The sequence below is a fragment of the Streptomyces sp. RKAG337 genome, from assembly GCF_023701715.1.
GTDB lineage: Bacteria > Actinomycetota > Actinomycetes > Streptomycetales > Streptomycetaceae > Actinacidiphila.
Map to the genome: position 1 here is coordinate 6,786,411 of NZ_JAJOZA010000001.1, position 15,490 is coordinate 6,801,900.

12 protein-coding genes are annotated in these 15,490 nt (G+C 71.7%); 8 read left to right on the forward strand and 4 right to left on the reverse strand.

Features of this window, described 5'->3' with window-relative positions:
• Positions 1–26: 26 nt before the first annotated feature.
• Positions 27–893, forward strand: coding sequence for a geranyl diphosphate 2-C-methyltransferase (locus LNW73_RS30105; protein WP_250974565.1), 867 nt, complete (start codon positions 27–29; stop codon positions 891–893).
• Between the two features lie 92 nt (positions 894–985).
• On the opposite strand, the gene LNW73_RS30110 is transcribed toward LNW73_RS30105, so the two are convergent.
• Positions 986–1,681 (reverse strand): GNAT family N-acetyltransferase, encoded by a 696-nt coding sequence (locus LNW73_RS30110; protein ID WP_250992072.1) that lies wholly within the window; start codon positions 1,679–1,681, stop codon positions 986–988.
• A gap of 24 nt (positions 1,682–1,705) precedes the next feature.
• Between LNW73_RS30110 and LNW73_RS30115 the strand changes: the two genes are divergently transcribed.
• Positions 1,706–2,011, forward strand: a complete 306-nt coding sequence (locus LNW73_RS30115; RefSeq protein WP_250992073.1) for a hypothetical protein — start codon at positions 1,706–1,708, stop codon at positions 2,009–2,011.
• 128 nt (positions 2,012–2,139) lie between these two features.
• A complete protein-coding gene (locus LNW73_RS30120) occupies positions 2,140–3,546 on the forward strand; it encodes a cytochrome P450 (RefSeq protein WP_250992074.1) in 1,407 nt (468 codons plus the stop codon).
• A gap of 16 nt (positions 3,547–3,562) precedes the next feature.
• Here the strand turns inward: LNW73_RS30120 and LNW73_RS30125 are convergent, their stop codons facing one another.
• The 3 genes from LNW73_RS30125 to LNW73_RS30135 form a co-directional block, all read right to left on the reverse strand.
• Positions 3,563–4,267, reverse strand: a complete 705-nt coding sequence (locus LNW73_RS30125) for a M24 family metallopeptidase (protein WP_250992075.1) — start codon at positions 4,265–4,267, stop codon at positions 3,563–3,565.
• 20 nt (positions 4,268–4,287) lie between these two features.
• The gene (locus LNW73_RS30130; protein WP_250992076.1) at positions 4,288–5,079 is read right to left on the reverse strand and encodes a class I SAM-dependent methyltransferase; all 792 of its coding nucleotides are present in this window, start codon (positions 5,077–5,079) and stop codon (positions 4,288–4,290) included.
• Between the two features lie 204 nt (positions 5,080–5,283).
• Complete coding sequence (locus LNW73_RS30135; protein ID WP_250992077.1) at positions 5,284–6,588, reverse strand: hypothetical protein; 1,305 nt, start codon at positions 6,586–6,588, stop codon at positions 5,284–5,286.
• A 457-nt stretch (positions 6,589–7,045) separates the two neighbouring features.
• On the opposite strand from LNW73_RS30135, the gene LNW73_RS30140 reads away from it, so the two are divergent.
• The 5 genes from LNW73_RS30140 to LNW73_RS30160 all read left to right on the forward strand — a co-directional run bounded on the left by LNW73_RS30140 (position 7,046) and on the right by LNW73_RS30160 (position 15,489).
• Positions 7,046–8,236: an MFS transporter gene (locus LNW73_RS30140; RefSeq protein WP_250992078.1), complete on the forward strand. Its 1,191-nt coding sequence runs from the start codon at positions 7,046–7,048 to the stop codon at positions 8,234–8,236.
• Positions 8,237–8,775: 539 nt separating this feature from the next.
• On the forward strand, positions 8,776–11,598 hold the full coding sequence (locus LNW73_RS30145; protein ID WP_250992079.1) for an ATP-binding protein: 2,823 nt from the start codon (positions 8,776–8,778) through the stop codon (positions 11,596–11,598).
• Between the two features lie 443 nt (positions 11,599–12,041).
• Positions 12,042–12,260 (forward strand): type A2 lantipeptide, encoded by a 219-nt coding sequence (locus LNW73_RS30150; RefSeq protein WP_250992080.1) that lies wholly within the window; start codon positions 12,042–12,044, stop codon positions 12,258–12,260.
• Between the two features lie 149 nt (positions 12,261–12,409).
• A complete protein-coding gene (locus LNW73_RS30155; protein WP_250992081.1) occupies positions 12,410–13,216 on the forward strand; it encodes an HlyD family efflux transporter periplasmic adaptor subunit in 807 nt (268 codons plus the stop codon).
• 155 nt (positions 13,217–13,371) lie between these two features.
• The gene (locus LNW73_RS30160; protein ID WP_250993083.1) at positions 13,372–15,489 is read left to right on the forward strand and encodes an NHLP family bacteriocin export ABC transporter peptidase/permease/ATPase subunit; all 2,118 of its coding nucleotides are present in this window, start codon (positions 13,372–13,374) and stop codon (positions 15,487–15,489) included.
• The last annotated feature ends 1 nt before the right edge of the window (position 15,490 follow it).

A 15,490-nucleotide genomic window follows, 5' to 3' on the forward strand; every position in this document is an offset into this window, starting at 1 on the left:
TGACGATCAAAGGAGTAAGCCCGCACATGACCATCGACCACATCACCGCCCCCGCCCCTCTCCTCAACACCAGCCCCTACCAGCGGTCCGTGGCCGCCTACTGGAACGCTGAGAAGAACCCGGTCAACCTCCGCCTGGGCGACGTGGACGGCATCTACCACCACCACTACGGGATCGGTGACGTCGACTGGTCGGTCCTCGACGCGTCGGAGGACCTGCGGGAGAACCTGGTCACCAAGGAGCTCCACCGGCTGGAATGCAACCAGACCGAGTTCCTCCTCGACCAGTTCGGCTCCATCGCCCCCGAGGACCGGCTGCTGGACGCCGGATCGGGCCGCGGCGGGGGCAGCATCGTGGCCAACCAGCGGTTCGGGTGCTCGGTCGACGGGGTGTCCATCTCCCAGTCCCAGGTCGACTTCGCCAACGACCAGGCCGTCAAGCGGGGTGTGGACGACAAGGTGCGGTTCCACCTCAAGAACATGCTGAGCACCGGCTTCGACACGGGTTCCTTCCGCGGGATCTGGAACAACGAGAGCACCATGTACGTCGACCTGGCCCAGCTGTTCGCCGAGCACTCCCGGCTGCTGGCGCGCGGTGGGCGGTACGTCACCATCACCGGCTGCTACAACGACACCTATGGACTGCCCTCCAGGGCGGTGAGTCAGATCAACGCGCACTACATCTGCGACATCCACCCCCGCAGCACCTACTTCAAGGAGATGGCGGCCAACCGGCTCGTCCCGATCAGCGTCGTGGACCTCACCGCCGCGACCATCCCGTACTGGGAGCTGCGCGCCAAGTCGTCGCTGGTCACCGGCATCGAGGACCCGTTCCTCACCGCCTACAAGGACGGCAGTTTCCAGTACCTTCTCATCGCCGCCGACCGGGTCTGATCACTCGGGCCCCGCTACCCCTCTGCCGGACCGTCGCGCGGCGGTCCGGCAGAGGTCCTTCCACGCCGGCGGGTGCGTCCGTGGTACCCCGGTCAGCGTGGCGGGTCGGCCAGGGCCCACAGCGGTGAGGTGTGCGCTCCGCGGCCGCGCTTGGCGGCGAGGGACTTCATCCCGGCGTGGAGGTGGGTGCACCCGTGCCGGTACGCGTCCTCGATCGGCAGGTAGTAGGCGAGGTTGAAGTACTCGAACGCGTCGCCGGTGCGCTCGGGATCATGGCCGACGGCCCGCAGCCACGCGGTGTTCCCGAAGTGGTAGACGAGGGAGAAGGCGACCATGGCGGGGCCGTCGTAGGCTGCGGTGACCCGGGCGTCCTCGCCCATGGCCCGGGCCTGGCGGCGCATGACGCCGGTCATGGCCGCGGTGTCGGTGGTGTGGCCGTGGTGGCGCTGCAGGATCGCCAGCAGCCGCCCGGCGTCCGCCACACAGTTCGCGAGCGGCCCGGTGCGCACGGTCAGGCCCCGGGCGTCGAACGCGCGGCGTTCGCCGCGGATGCCGCTGCGCCGCTTGGCCGGGAGAGCGGCGAGGTAGTCGTCGAAGCCCGTGCCGGGCAGGGTGATGGTGGCGTCGTCCTCGATCCGGCGCGGCGCGGTGCCGTAGGCGTCGCCCAGTTCCGTGGCGGCCCGGTCGGTGAGGTAGGGCCACCAGTGCCGGGTACCGTGCCGGGCGGCGTGCTCACGGGCCGCGTCGCGCAGCAGCGTCAGGCAGCCGGCTCGCTGGGGGCCGCTCAACCCGGCCGCCAGCAAAGGGGCGTTGTGGTATCCGCGCCTGGCTCCGGCGATGACGCGGGGAGCCTCGCCCTGCGGATCTGCGGCTTCTCGGAACTGGCCCGTGAACGCGACGCCGCCGAGCGGCTCCGGACCACCGCGCCGCCGCGGCCACCGGTCCCGGTACCCACCAGCAGGGACCAAGTCCTGTACGCGCTGCGGCAGTTCGCGCCGGGAGCGGGCTGTGTCACCTTCCGGTACGCGGCGCGCGCTCTCGGCCTCTCCTGGCGGGACATCCTCCGGCTGCGTGAACTCACCGGGGTCGACGGTCCGTTGCTGCCCCTCGTGACGTGAACCGTCAGGGGTTCCTCCTCCTTCGAGTGCTCTGCGGCCAGGCGACGTAACTTCGGTTTCCTCGGGGAGTTCTCACCTCGTCCGACCGACCCGCCGTCGGTCCGAAGGCTCCCGCCGCGAGGAACCGTATGTCCCAGCACCACCGCATCGCCCCCTACACGACGGGCACCGCGCCCGGCAGATGGTGGCTCCTGGGCCACGCGCCGCGCATCATGAAGGATCCGCTGGCGTTCCTGACCTCGCTGTCCGCCCACGCGGACCTGGTCCGCATCAGCATCGGCCCGTGGCACGGGCTGGTCGTGTGCCATCCGGACCTGGTGCACCGGGTGCTGATGGACGACCGGACCTTCGACAAGGACGGCCCGGTCTACGAGCAGAGCAAGCGCACCCTGGGAGAGGGCCTGGTGACCTGCCCCCACCAGGCCCACCGGCGCCAGCGACGGCTGCTGCAGCCCGCCTTCCGCCGCGACCGCCTGCCCGCCTACGCCGCGACGATGACCGGGCACATCGACACCATGACCCGCGCATGGACGGACGGGCAGACCATCGACGCCTTCTCGTGCATGCACGCGAACTCGGCGCGGGTGGCCACCGCGACACTGTTCGCCGCCGGGCCGGACGAGGCGGCGATCGCGGAGATGGTGCGGTGCATCGACATCATCGTCAAAGCCGGGTTCTGGAACATGTTCGCACCGCTGAGCAGGCAGCGGGCCCCGTGGAACCGGCGCTGCGCGCGTGCCCAGGCCACACTGAACGCGACGATCGACGGGATCATCGGCGACTACCGCCGCCGCGGCCGGCGCCACGAGGACATGCTGACTCTCCTGCTGGAGGCCAGGGACGAGGACGGGGACGGCTCGGACGAGGACGGTACGGACGGCCTGGCCCCGGCCGAGATCCACGACCAGGTCATGTCCTTCCTCATGGCGGGAATCGACACCACCGGATCGACCATGGCCTGGGCCTGCCACCTCCTGGCCGGTAACCCCGGGATCCAGCAGCGGGTACGCGCCGAGGTCCACACCGTGCTGGGCGGCAGAGCGGCCGAGTGGCACGACCTGCCCCGGCTGGAACTCACCGGCCGCGTCATCTCCGAGGCGCTGCGCCTGTATCCGCCCGGCTGGCTCTTCACCCGCAATGTGACGCAGGACAGCCGGCTCGGCGACACCGTCCTTCCCCGGGGCACCACGGTGATCTTCAGCCCGTATCAGATGCACCGTCAGGGCGGCCTGTTCCCCGACCCCGAGCGGTTCGACCCCGACCGCTGGCTCACCACCCCCGCGGGCCGGTTGCCGCGCGGGGCGTACATCCCGTTCTCCGCCGGTGCCCGGCAGTGCATCGGCAACGACTTCGGACTCACCGAAGCCACCCTCACCCTGGCAACCGTCATCGACCGCTGGCACCTGCACCCCCTGCCCGGCTCCCCCGTCCGCCCGGTCCCCGGCCTGGCCCTGCGCCCCACCCCCATTCCGCTGCGCCTGCACCGCACGAGCCGCGACTCATCGACCGACGCCGACGGCCCGGCGGGCACATGAGGGACGACCGGCGGCGTCACGCCAGATCGAGCAGCTGCTCGTAGAAGCCGCCGAAGCCGTGCTCCTCGTCGATGAGGTGGATCTCCAGGATCCAGTGACAGCGCCAGCCCGCGCGGTCGGTGCGGCGGATCGGGGTGTCGTTGTCCGGGGTGATGTACGACTCGGCCCTGGCGCCGTCGATGCTCTCGTGCGGGAACTCGCCGACCAGATGGCCCGCGTGCCAGCCGCCGAGCGTCCAGCCCGCCGCGCCGGCGAGCCGCGCCACCTCCGCGTACAGCTGCCGGCCGGTGATCCGTGGATCCGCCCGGAAGGCGCTCCGGCCGCCGGCGAAGACGGTCGCCAGGTCCTCGCGCAGCCGGTGCTTGGCCGGGTCGCCGCCGAAGACGAAGGTGCGGCCGAAGTCCGCCTCGTACTCCTCGAAGATCGGTCCGAAGTCGGCGAAGGCGATGTCGTCCTCGCCGATGATCCGGTCCGGCGGGTTCTCCTGGTACGGGAACAGCGTGTGCGGGCCGGAGCGGACGATCCGCTTGTGCCAGTGCTTCGTCGTGCCGAACAGCTCGTTCGCGAGGTCCCGGATCCGGTCGCTGACCTCGCGCTCGCCCGCCCCGGGCGCGACCAGGCCGCGCGCCTCGACCTCGGCGAAGAGGCGCACGGCCTTGCGCTGCGCCTCGACGAGCCCCAGGGCGCGCAGCTGCTCGTCCATGCGGTCGGGTACTCCCATGATGCCGTTCCTCTTTCTTGTCACGGAGTCGCGCGCACGATGACGAGCGACCCTTCGTACGTCGGCCGGCCCCGCAGGTGGCCGAAGCGTTCGTCCCAGGCCCCGGACTCCAGATCACGGCGGAGCGTCGTGTCGAAGCGTTCGCGGACTCCGTCGTCGACGAAACTCCACGCCGAGCAGGCCTGGCGGGCTGCCGGGTCGAGAAGCAGCTCGGGGCGGCCGTAGTAGGCCTCGTTGAAGCCGTCCGTGCAGTCGAGGGGGATCGGGACGGTGCCGATCGTGGCGCGGCCGCCCAGGGCGGCGGCCATCTCGTCGATCGGCGGGTAGCGGCGGGCCTCGGTGTCGAGGACCTCCGGGGCGTACTCGTGGAGCCAGAAGTCGCGGACGCGTTCCGGGTCGCAGGTCAGGACGACGACCGGGCCGCGGGTGACGCGCCGCATCTCGCTCAGGCCGGCCGTGACATCGCTCCACTGTTGGACGCTGAAGAGGGTCATGGCGCCGTCGAACTCCCCGTCGGCGAACGGGAGGTGCTCGGCGACGGCGTCGACCGCGCGGGCGAAGCGGGCCGGGCGCCGGGCGCGCATCGACTCGGAGGGCTCGACGGCGGTCACGGCGGGGGCGGCGCTCTCGTAGGACCCGGCGCCGGCACCGACGTTGAGCACGGTCCGGGCGCCGTCCAGGGCCTCGGCGATGGACTGCGCGATGCGGGTGTCGGGCCTCCGGTAGGAGGAGTGTCCGGAGCCGATGGCGGCGTGGTCGACGTCTCCGGCGCTGCCGTCCCGGGTGCGGGCGTTGAGGGGTTCCGTGGTCATGGGTCCTTCCCTGGCCTCGTGAGCAGGAACAGGGGGAGTGATCCTCCGCGGTTCTCGCACATCCCTGTACCCGACATCCTGCATCCGCGAGGCCAGATTCGTAAACCAGCTGGCAAATGCTTGGCCAATCGACCAAAAATGCCCCAGATGCGAGTCGAGTGATCTGTCCGTTCCTCCGGACGGCCCGCCGGGCGTGGGACGGACTCAGCCCGCCTCGTGCCCGGCGCCGTCCGCACGGGCGTCGGTGGTGCGGCCGGTCGCGGCCAGCAGGGCGAGCAGGGCGAGCACGGCGAGGAGGATGAGCACCAGCAGCAGGACGGTGAGCACCGTGGGGTGGTTCCAGAGCGCGAAGATCAGCGCGAGGAGCAGCAGCACGCCGGTGGTGAGCCACTTCCGGTAGCGCACCGTCCAGGTGCCGACCTGGCCGGTGTGCACCCCGTGGGCCGCGCCCCAGCGCGCGGCGGAGTCCGCCGTGCGCTCGGCGGTGCCCCGTACGGCGCGTGGCAGCCGTCCCATGCCCGACAGGTAGGCGCCGAGCGCCACGACCACGCCGAGGACCAGCGCGGTGCGGATGCTGACCTTCAGGAAGTGCAGGAGGGTGTCGAAGATCGCTGCGGCGGCCCCGGGGGACTGCACCTGCGCCGGCAGGTGGTCGAGGTAGTAGTGCCGGGCGACGGCGAGGCCGATGGCGAAGATCAGGCAGACCCCGGCGGCGCCGAGCATGACGGTCACCAGCGCGCGGCGGCGCCGGCGGGCGAGCAGCACTCCGGCGGTGCCGAGCAGCACGGTGAGCACGGGCAGCCAGTTGCCGACGACGTCGAGCAGATGGGCCGCGCCGCGGATCTTGGAGAGCTTGTCGGACTGCAGGAGCACCATCTTCTTGTCGACATCAGGGATATGCGCCGCCGGGGCGAGGCCGGCGTCGACGAGTTCCTGCTTGACGGATTCCACGGCGGCGCCGACATCGAGGGTGACGGTGCCGTCGTCGACGCCCACCGCGCCGCGCCCCTCGCCGGTGAGGGCGTGCACGATCGAGGAGTGGGCGCGCCGGTTGGTGTCGTCCCAGATGGTGGCGAACCGGTCGCTCCGTACGAACTTGCCCGCCACCTTCTCGACGACCTGTTGGGCGGCGTCGTCGATTTTGGGTCCCAGGGCCTTGAAGGCGGTGCCGACGCGGGGTGGCAGGCCCTGGGATTCCAGCCAGGCCGCCAGGTCGGAGGCGACCTGGTCGCCGTCGACGCGGACGCCCGCGGCCTCGCCGATCCGGTTCACAGCGGCGTCCTGGACCGCGGCGTTCCTGGCGAGCGGGCCGATGGTGGAGACATAGCGGTCGGTGTCCAGAGCGATGTCGTGGACCCAGACGGCGATCAGGGAGACCGGCACGAGAATGCAGGTGAGCGTGATCAGCACGATCGACAGGGTGCTCTTCACGATCCGCCCGGCGTGCGAGCCCCCCGTGCGGTCCACGGCGGGTGGCTCGGACGCGGGCTTCGCGGGCGGGGTGCTCATAGCGCTCCAAAGGCAGGGGCGGCCAGCCTGCCGCTACCTTCCATTGGCAGGGCGGGCCACCGCCCCCGCACCTGGGACTAGGCCTCCCGGGCGAGTGGCCGAGGAGGAAGCGGGCACGGGGGAGTGCTGCCGGGCGGTGCTCGCGTCGGCGTCGGGGAGCAGGATCACGGTCGCCGCGAGAACGGCCGCCGCGGTGCCGGCGATGATTTCTGACCGCTTGTTCGCCTGTCGGTGGCTCAACTCGCTGACCTCCAGCTGGATCACGAAGAGCGCCCACGGGTGTCCGGTCCCGCGTTCTCCCGCGACCCCGCCGACGCCTGCTACCTGGTCCTACGCGGCCGGTCCGCACCGGACTCACGACCACTCACTCTTTGACAACCGCCGAGCGGTACGGCGGCGCGGCGTGTCGGGCTTGCCGCGCGGGCCCGGGACGGGGCGCGCGGTTACCGTCGGGGGCATGACCGGTGATCGCCAAGGGTGGCGCCAGTGTTTGGTCGGCGGGGCGGTGTTCGCCGTGTGCATGGCCGGCACCACGCTGCCGACCCCGCTCTACGGCCTCTACCAGGAGAAGTTCGGGTTCTCCGAGCTGACGGTGACGGTCGTCTACGCCGTCTACGCCCTCGGTGTCATCGGTGTGCTGCTGCTCGCGGGCAATGCCTCGGACGTCGTGGGCCGGCGGCCGGTGCTGCTGGCGGGCCTGGGATTCGCGCTGGCGAGCGCCGTCTGCTTCCTGTGCGCCGTGGGGCTGGGCTGGCTGTACGCGGGCCGGCTGTTCTCGGGACTCTCCGCCGGTCTGTTCACCGGAGCCGCCACGGCCTACGTGATGGAGCTGGCACCGGACGGTGGCACCTCCCGGGCCACGTTCGTGGCGACGGCCGCCAACATGGGTGGACTCGGCTGTGGCCCGCTGCTCGCCGGAGTGCTCGCGCAGTACGCCGTCTGGCCGCTGTACCTGCCGTTCATCGTGCACATGGCACTGGTGGCGGTCTCGGCCGTCGCGCTGGTGCGCCTTCCCGAGACCGTACGGGAGCGGCGACCACTGGCCGCGGTACGGCCGCAGCGGCCGGGACTGCCCAGACAGGTGCGGGCGGTGTTCGGGCCGGCGGCGATCGCCTCGTTCGTCGGGTTCGCCCTGTTCGGGGTGTTCACCTCGGTCAGCCCCGCGTTCCTCTCGCAGTCCCTGGGCGTGGACAACCGCGCGGTCAGCGGGCTGGTCGTCGCGCTGGCCTTCTTCGCGTCGACCGCCGGGCAGCTCGCGGTCGGCCGGGTCGGGGTGGAGCGGTCACTGCCGCTGGGCTGCGCCGGGCTCTTCGCCGGGCTGGCGCTGCTCGCCGGCGCGTTGCGCTGGGACCTGCTCGCGCTCGTCGTGCTGAGCGCGATCGTGGGTGGTGCCGGGCAGGGGATGGCGTTCCGCGGGGCGCTGTCCGCGGTGGCCGCGGCGTCTCCCGCCGACCGGCGCGCTTCGGTGATCTCGACGCTGTTCGTGGTGGCGTACGCGGGGATCTCGGTGCCGGTGATCGGGGTGGGATTGCTGACCGGTCCGATCGGCCTGGAGGGTGCGGGGCTGGTGTTCATCGCCTGCATGGCCGTCCTGGTCTCGACCGCGGCCGTCTATCTGCTCCGGCGGCCGGAACGGGCGGCGACATGAGTGCGGCCACGAAGTCGGTCCGCCCGGCGGCCTGATGGGGGCGGTGGGCCGGGTGCGGGGGAGCCGGAGCCCGCTCGCGGCGTCCCGATCGAACACTTGAGGCATGGCGAACCCGAACGATGGCCGATACGGTCTGGGGGCCCGACCGAACCGGACGGCCCGATTCCGGCCCCGGCTCCCGGGACCACTACAGTGGCCCGCCGGGCCCCGCCCGAACTGATCCGTCCCCTCTGATGTGCGGTGTGTGAACATGGCGCGACCCGGCGATCGTCCGTGGTGCTCCCATGGATGGCCGGCCGCGGTCGGGGTGCTCGCTCTCGACTGCCGAAGACCCGACGAGGAACGTCCGCATCAGGTGTGTCCCTCAATCGAGCAGGGCCGGGGTGACGGCGTGGTCGACCGGGCACGGCAGCAGGCAGTCGCCCCCCGGCGGGGCGGGAGCCGCACGGCGTAGGCGCCGACGCGGCACGCCGTCCCTGCTGAGCCCGCTCGTCAGCACGTCCGCGTCATGACGCCCGGCCGCAGGAAATGGGTAGTCCATGAACACGGCCACGTCAGGTCTGGTCGGCCGCGACACGGAGATCGCCGAGGTCGAGGCGATGCTGACCGGAGCGGCCGCGGAGGCCGGCCGCGTAGTGGTGGTCAGCGCCGGTGCCGGGACGGGGAAGACGGCGCTGCTCGACGACGCGGTCCGCCGCGCCCGGCGAAGCGGCTTCACCGTGCTGACCGCCCGCGGCAGCTCGGCCGAACGCGAGCTGCCCTTCGGACTGGTGAGCAGGCTGTTCGAGCCCGTTCTGCCGGACCTCGTGGAAGCCGGCCTGGTCACCTGCGCCGACTCCCTGTCCCGGGCCCGTGAGCTGCCGGTCACCAGGCCCGCGGGCGAGGCGTCGCTGACCGAGCTCTACGCCCTGCACCGCGGACTCGCGCATCTGGCGTCCCAGGCTCCGGTGCTCGTGGCGGTGGACGACCTGCAGTGGCTGGACCCGCAGTCGCTGCGCTGGCTGAGCACCCTGCCGCAACGTGTCGAACATGCCCGGATCGCGGTGCTGCTGACGGTGTGCCCAGGTGAGCCCTGCACGGATGCCGCCGCCCTCGACGAGCTGCTGGCCGTCAGCACGGTGGAGCTGCACCCGGCGGCTCTCGCCGCCCCGGCAGTGGCAACGCTCATCGAACGCGCCCTGGCCGCCCCGCCGGACGCGTCGTTCGTCGCCTCGTTCCTGCGGGAAACAGGCGGCAACCCGCTGTGCGTGACCGAGCTGACCGCCGTGCTGAGGGACCGGGCGGTCACGCCCACCGCCGGCCCGGCCGCCGTGCTCGGCGATATCGCCGTACCCCGGCTCGCCTCCCGGCTGCACGCCCGGCTGCGCCGAATATCGCCGTACGCGCTCGACGTCGCCCGAGCCGTCGCCGTCCTCGGCGACGATGCGGACCCCGGCCGCGTCGCCGCCGTCTGCGGTGTCGAGCCGCCGGTGGTCATGGAGGTGACGGCGGCGCTCGGGCGGGCGGGACTGCTGCGCGTGGCGGACCGGTTCCTGACCTTCGCGCAACCGCTGCTGCGCGGCACGATGATCCAGCACCTGCCGTTCGCGGAACTGCGGACCCTGCGCGGCGCGGCGGCCCGGATCCTGCGGGACACCGGCGCTCCGCAGGACCGGGTGGTCGAACAGCTCATGGCCACCCCAGCGCCGGCCGAACCATGGGTGGTCGCGGTGCTGCGCGACGCCGCCGAATCCGCGCTCGGCCGGGGCGAACCCGACATGGCCGTCGCCTACCTGACCAGGGCGCTGGGCGAGCCGGTTCCGGACGACGAGCGCATACCGCTGCTGCGGGCGCTGGGCCGGGCCGAGGGGTATCTGGACTTCGGCGCGGCGATCCGCCATCTGACCACGGTCTCCTCCCATCCGGCGGAGCCGGAGGGGCGGCCGGGTGTGGTGCGGGAGCTGGCGGAGCTGCTCGCCATGACAGGACGCCACGAGACCGCCGTCGAACTCGTCCGCACCCGGACGGGACCCGTCTCCACCGACCAGGCGCTCTGCTCGGCGGAGTTGCAGTTCGACTGCGAGGCGACCGCGGAGGCGGCGGCCAAGCAGCTGCACCGGCTACCCAGGCCGGCACCCCAGGGCGGGGCGGCCGACGGGCGCTATCTGAGCCTGCTCGCCCTGCGGACCGGGTGGGCGGGCAGGTCCAGATCCCGCGCCGTGGCCCTCGCCCAGCAGGCGTTGATGGTCCTGCCCCTCACCCCCGACGCGATGCGGCCCATCCTGCGCAGCGTCCTGGTGCTGGCCCAGGCCGGCCGCGCCGAGGAGGCCCACGAGTTCTGCGACGCGATGGTCGGTCATGCCGAACGCTGGCAGCACCGGCCGGCCATCGCCGCGGCCCGGTCGCTGCGCGGTGTCGTCGCCCACCGGCTCGGCCGGATGCCCGCCGCGGCCGAGGACGCCCGGATCGCCTTCGGGATGCTCATCGGCTGCGGGGCACCACGGCGAACGGGTGCGGCGGTGGAACTCCTGGCCCGGCGGGTGGAGATCCTGGTCGACCTGGGCGAGTACGACGAGGCGGAGAGCCTGGTCGAACGGTCGGACCTGTGCGGCGACCTGCCGAAGACCTGGGGCGGCACCGCCCTGTTGCTCGCCCGGGGCCGGCTGCGCGCCGCCGCGGGACACCCGGCCGAGGGGCTCCGGGACCTGCTGGCCGCCGGCCGCCGGCTGCCGTCCTGGAACGTGGCGAATCCCGCCGTCGCACCCTGGCAGGCCGAGAGCTCGGCGGCCCTGCTGGCGCTCGGCGAGACCGCCGGGGCGCGCCGCAAGGCCGCGGAAGCGGTCGAACTGGCCCGCCGATGGGGTGCGCCGGGCCCGCTGGGTGTCGCGCTCCGGACGCTGGGGGCCGCTGCCGGCGGATCCCAGGGGCTGGCCGCGCTGGAGGAGTCCGTCTCCGTTCTGCGGCGCTCCGCCGACCGGTTCGAGCTGGCACGGTCCCTGGCCGAGCACGGCACGGCCCTCAGCCGCGACAAGCGTCCGGTGCCGGCCAGGCGGGCACTGCGCGCCGCGCTCGACCTGGCGGAGGAGTGCGGCTGCGCGGATCTGGCGACCCGCTCCCGTATCGAGCTGTCCGCATCGGGCGGCCGCCCGCCGAAGTCCTCGCACACGGACGGAGTCGCCGCGCTGACGGCCGCCGAACTGCGCACCGCCATGCTCGCTGCCGAAGGCAAGTCCAACCGGGAACTCGCCGAAGTCCTGTCGGTGGGGCAGCGCACCGTCGAGATCCATCTCACCAACGCCTACCGGAAACTCGGCATCGGCGGACGCGACCGGCTTCCCGCGGTCCTGCAGGGCATGCCCACGGCACTCGCCGACTCCCGGTGAACCGGCGGCGACCATCCATGACACCCGGCCGCCCCCGGTGATCTGCACATCGCGCACGCGGAAAACGCACAGCGGCCCGGCGGGATCCCGCCGGGCCGGACGTGCGCCGAACCCTAAACGCGGATATGTCCGATCAGGATCGACGAGGGGACCGGCCCGTGAGAATGGCCCGTTTCCAGCATGTGAAGAATTCGTCGGCATTCGGTGGGCAATGCCGCCGGTGAGCGTCTCGCGGTACCGAAACGCCGACCGAAACACTGTGAAGGGCAGGGTGGCCCGGCAGCGCGTTGACGTGGTTGTGTCTTGCGACATACGGGAGTTGCGAAACGGGTTTCCGAATCATTCGGGCATCGGACGACCGTTGAACCGGCCGGACCGGCTTTCCGCCGAACCGGCCGACGCTATTCATGAACCCCCCACAGCTATGAAGGGAACCGCAAGTCATGCGCAACGACTTCACCCCCCAGGTCGAGACCCGCGAAATTTCCGACAGCGACCTGGACAACGTCTCCGGCGGTGTCGGCGTCGGTGTCGGCGTCGACGGTCTGTCGGTCGGCGACATCGTGGGCACCGTCGAGTCGGCCCTGCCGGTCTCGCTGCCGCTCTCGACGGTCACCGGTCTCCTCCCGGCGCAGGTCAACGGTCTGGCCGCCGGTCTCTGACCGTCAGGTTCTGCATGAGACGCCATAGCGTCGGCATGACCCGGCCCAGCGGTGCTTCTGACGCATCGTAAGGTCGGCCATAGGCCCCGGAACCCCTCGTTCCGGGGCCTATGAATGCCGCACCCGAATGCAGTTGAAGGAATACTTCCGTGCAGTTCCGCCAAAAGGCGCTGTCCAAGCTGCAATCGCCCGAAGACCTCGACGTACCGGTGCTTCTCGCCCGGCCGCAGGGCTGGCTCGTGCTGACCGTCACAGCGGTCGTCATGGCCGTCGGATGCTTCTGGGCGGTGACGGGCACGGTGTCGTCCAAGCTGAACGCACCCGGAATCCTGACGCATGCGGAAGGCAGTTACCTTCTGCAGAGTCCGGTCGCCGGCCAGATCACCGCGACCCTCGCCAAAGAGGGCGACACGCTGCCCGCGGGCGCCCCGCTGCTGACCGTACGCACGGACCGGAGGGCCGAAACCGTTCGCACGGTGGCCGCGGGCCGGGTGACCGCGATCACGGCCAAGATCGGCGCAGTCGTCGCCACCGGCGCGGACCTGGCGACGGTGGAGCGCATGGACCAGCCCAACGACCCACTGGTGGCGGTGTTGTACGCGCCCGGCGGCAGCGCGTCGACGATCCCGGTGGGCGCCTCGGTGGAGCTGACCGTCCAGTCGGTGCCGGCGCAGCGGTTCGGTGTGCTGCGGGGCCGCGTCATGGCGATCGGCCGGAATCCCGAGACCCGGCAGCAGATCAGCGATTTCCTCGGGAACCGTCAGCTGGGCGAGCAGTTCTCGGCGCAGGGCCAGCCGGTGGCGGTCATGGTCTCCCTGGAACGGTCGGCCGGCACCACGTCCGGCTTCAGCTGGTCGTCGGCGCACGGACCGCCGTACCCGATCGATTCCACGACGCTGGTCAGCGGCGCCGTCCATCTGACCGCACAGCATCCGATCGATTGGGTCCTTCCGTGAGCGCGCAGCACCGCCCGACCCCGGCAGGCCGCGGGCGGCACGCGCCGACGCCAACGCAGACGCAGACGCCGACGCCGAATCCGAATCCGCGGAAGCGGAAGAAGCCGGGGAAGGCGAAGAAGCAGAAGACCGTCCGCAGCCCCACCGTTCTGCAGATGGAAGCCGTGGAGTGCGGTGCCGCCTCGCTCGCGATGGTGCTCGGCCACCACGGCCGGCACGTCCCCCTCGAAGAACTCCGCATCGCCTGCGGTGTGTCCCGCGACGGCTCCCGGGCCAGCAACGTGCTGAAGGCGGCCCGCAGATACGGTCTGGACGCCAAGGGCATGCAGATGGAGCCCGCCGCCCTCGCGGAGGTCCGGGCGCCGGCCGTCCTGTTCTGGGAGTTCAACCACTTCGTCGTCCTCGACGGGATGGGACGGCGCTTCGGCCGCAAGGGGATCCACCTCAACGATCCGGCCCGGGGCCGGCGTTTCGTGTCGTGGGAGGAGTTCGACTCGAGCTTCACCGGCGTCGTGCTGACCTTCGAGCCCGGCGGCAGGTTCCGCCGCGGCGGCCGCAAGCCCGGGGTGATGAGCGCCCTGCCGGCCCGGCTGCGCGGCACCACGGGCACGATGGCGGCAGTACTGATCGCCAGCTTCCTGCTCGTCGTCGTCGGCGCTTCGGCGCCGGCTCTCAGCCGGACGTACATCGACCTGTTCCTGTTCGGCAACCAGACGTCGCTGCTGCCGGTGCTCTTCGGGTCGATGGCCGCGATGGTCGTGCTGACCGCCGTGCTGACCGCTGTGCAGCAGGCGAATCTGCTGCGCGGCCGCATCATCTCGTCCACCTTCGGCAGCGCCCGGTTCATGCGGCATCTGCTCCGGCTGCCCGTCACGTTCTTCGCCCAGCGCAACCCGGCCGACCTCGTCCAGCGCCTGCAGTCCAACGACACGGTGGCCGAGACCCTGGCCAGGGACCTCGCCGCCGCCGGGGTGGATGCCGTGGTCGTGGTGCTCTACGCGGTCCTGCTGTGGACCTACGATCCGCAACTGACGGTCGTCGGCGTGCTGATCGCGCTGCTCAACGTCGCGGCGATGCGCGTGGTGGTACGGATCCGCGCCACCGGTACGCAGAAGCTGCGGGCCGACAGCGCCCGGCTGACCAACACCTCGTACGGCGGACTCCAGCTCATCGAGACGATGAAGGCGACCGGCGCCGAGAACGGCTACTTCCGCCGCTGGGCCGGCCAGCACGCCACGACCCTGGACGGGCAGCAGCGGCTCGGCGTGCCCAGCGCGGTACTGGCCGTCGTCGCCCCCACCCTCGCGGCGCTCAACAGCGCGCTGATCCTGTGGATCGGCGGGCTGCGGGCCGTGGAGGGCCATATCTCCATCGGCCTGCTCGTCGCCTTCCAGGCGCTGGTGACCAGCTTCACCGCACCGGTCACCCGGCTCAACGGGGTGGCCGGCCGGATCCAGGACTTCGCGGCCGACGTGGCCCGGCTCAAGGACGTCGAGAGCTTCCCGGTGGACGGGCTGTACTCCCGCAGCGAGCCGGCCGCGAGCACCCGCAGGCTCAAGGGCCACGTGACGCTGGAGAACGTCACCTTCGGCTACAGCCCGCTCGACAAACCGCTGCTCACCGACTTCTCCCTGTCGGTCGGCCCCGGTCGGCAGGTGGCGCTGGTCGGCGGCTCGGGCAGCGGCAAGTCCACGGTGTCCCGGCTGATCTCGGGTCTGTACAACCCGTGGGAGGGCTCGATCCGCATCGACGGGCAGCGGCTCGACGAGATCTCCCGCAGCGCGCTGTCCGCCTCGGTCTCCTTCGTCGATCAGGACGTCTTCCTCTTCGAGGGCACCGTCCGGGACAACGTCGCGCTGTGGGATCCGTCGATACCCGACGACGACGTCATCGCCGCGCTCAAGGACGCCGCCATCCATGACACGGTCGCCCGGCGTCCCGGCGGCATCCACAGCCGGGTCGAGAAGGACGGCCGCAACTTCTCCGGCGGCCAGCGGCAGCGACTGGAGATCGCCAGAGCGCTGGTCCGCCGGCCCAGCGTCCTGGTCCTCGACGAGGTGACCAGCGCCCTGGACGCCGAGACCGAGCAGGTGATCATCGACAATCTGCGGCGGCGGGGCTGTGCCTGCGTCGTGATCGCGCACCGGCTCAGCACGGTGCGCGACAGCGACGAGATCGTCGTGCTCGACCACGGCACGGTCGTGGAACGCGGGCGGCACGAGGACCTGGTGGCGGCCGGCGGGCCGTACGCCGAGCTCGTCAGGGAGCACTGAG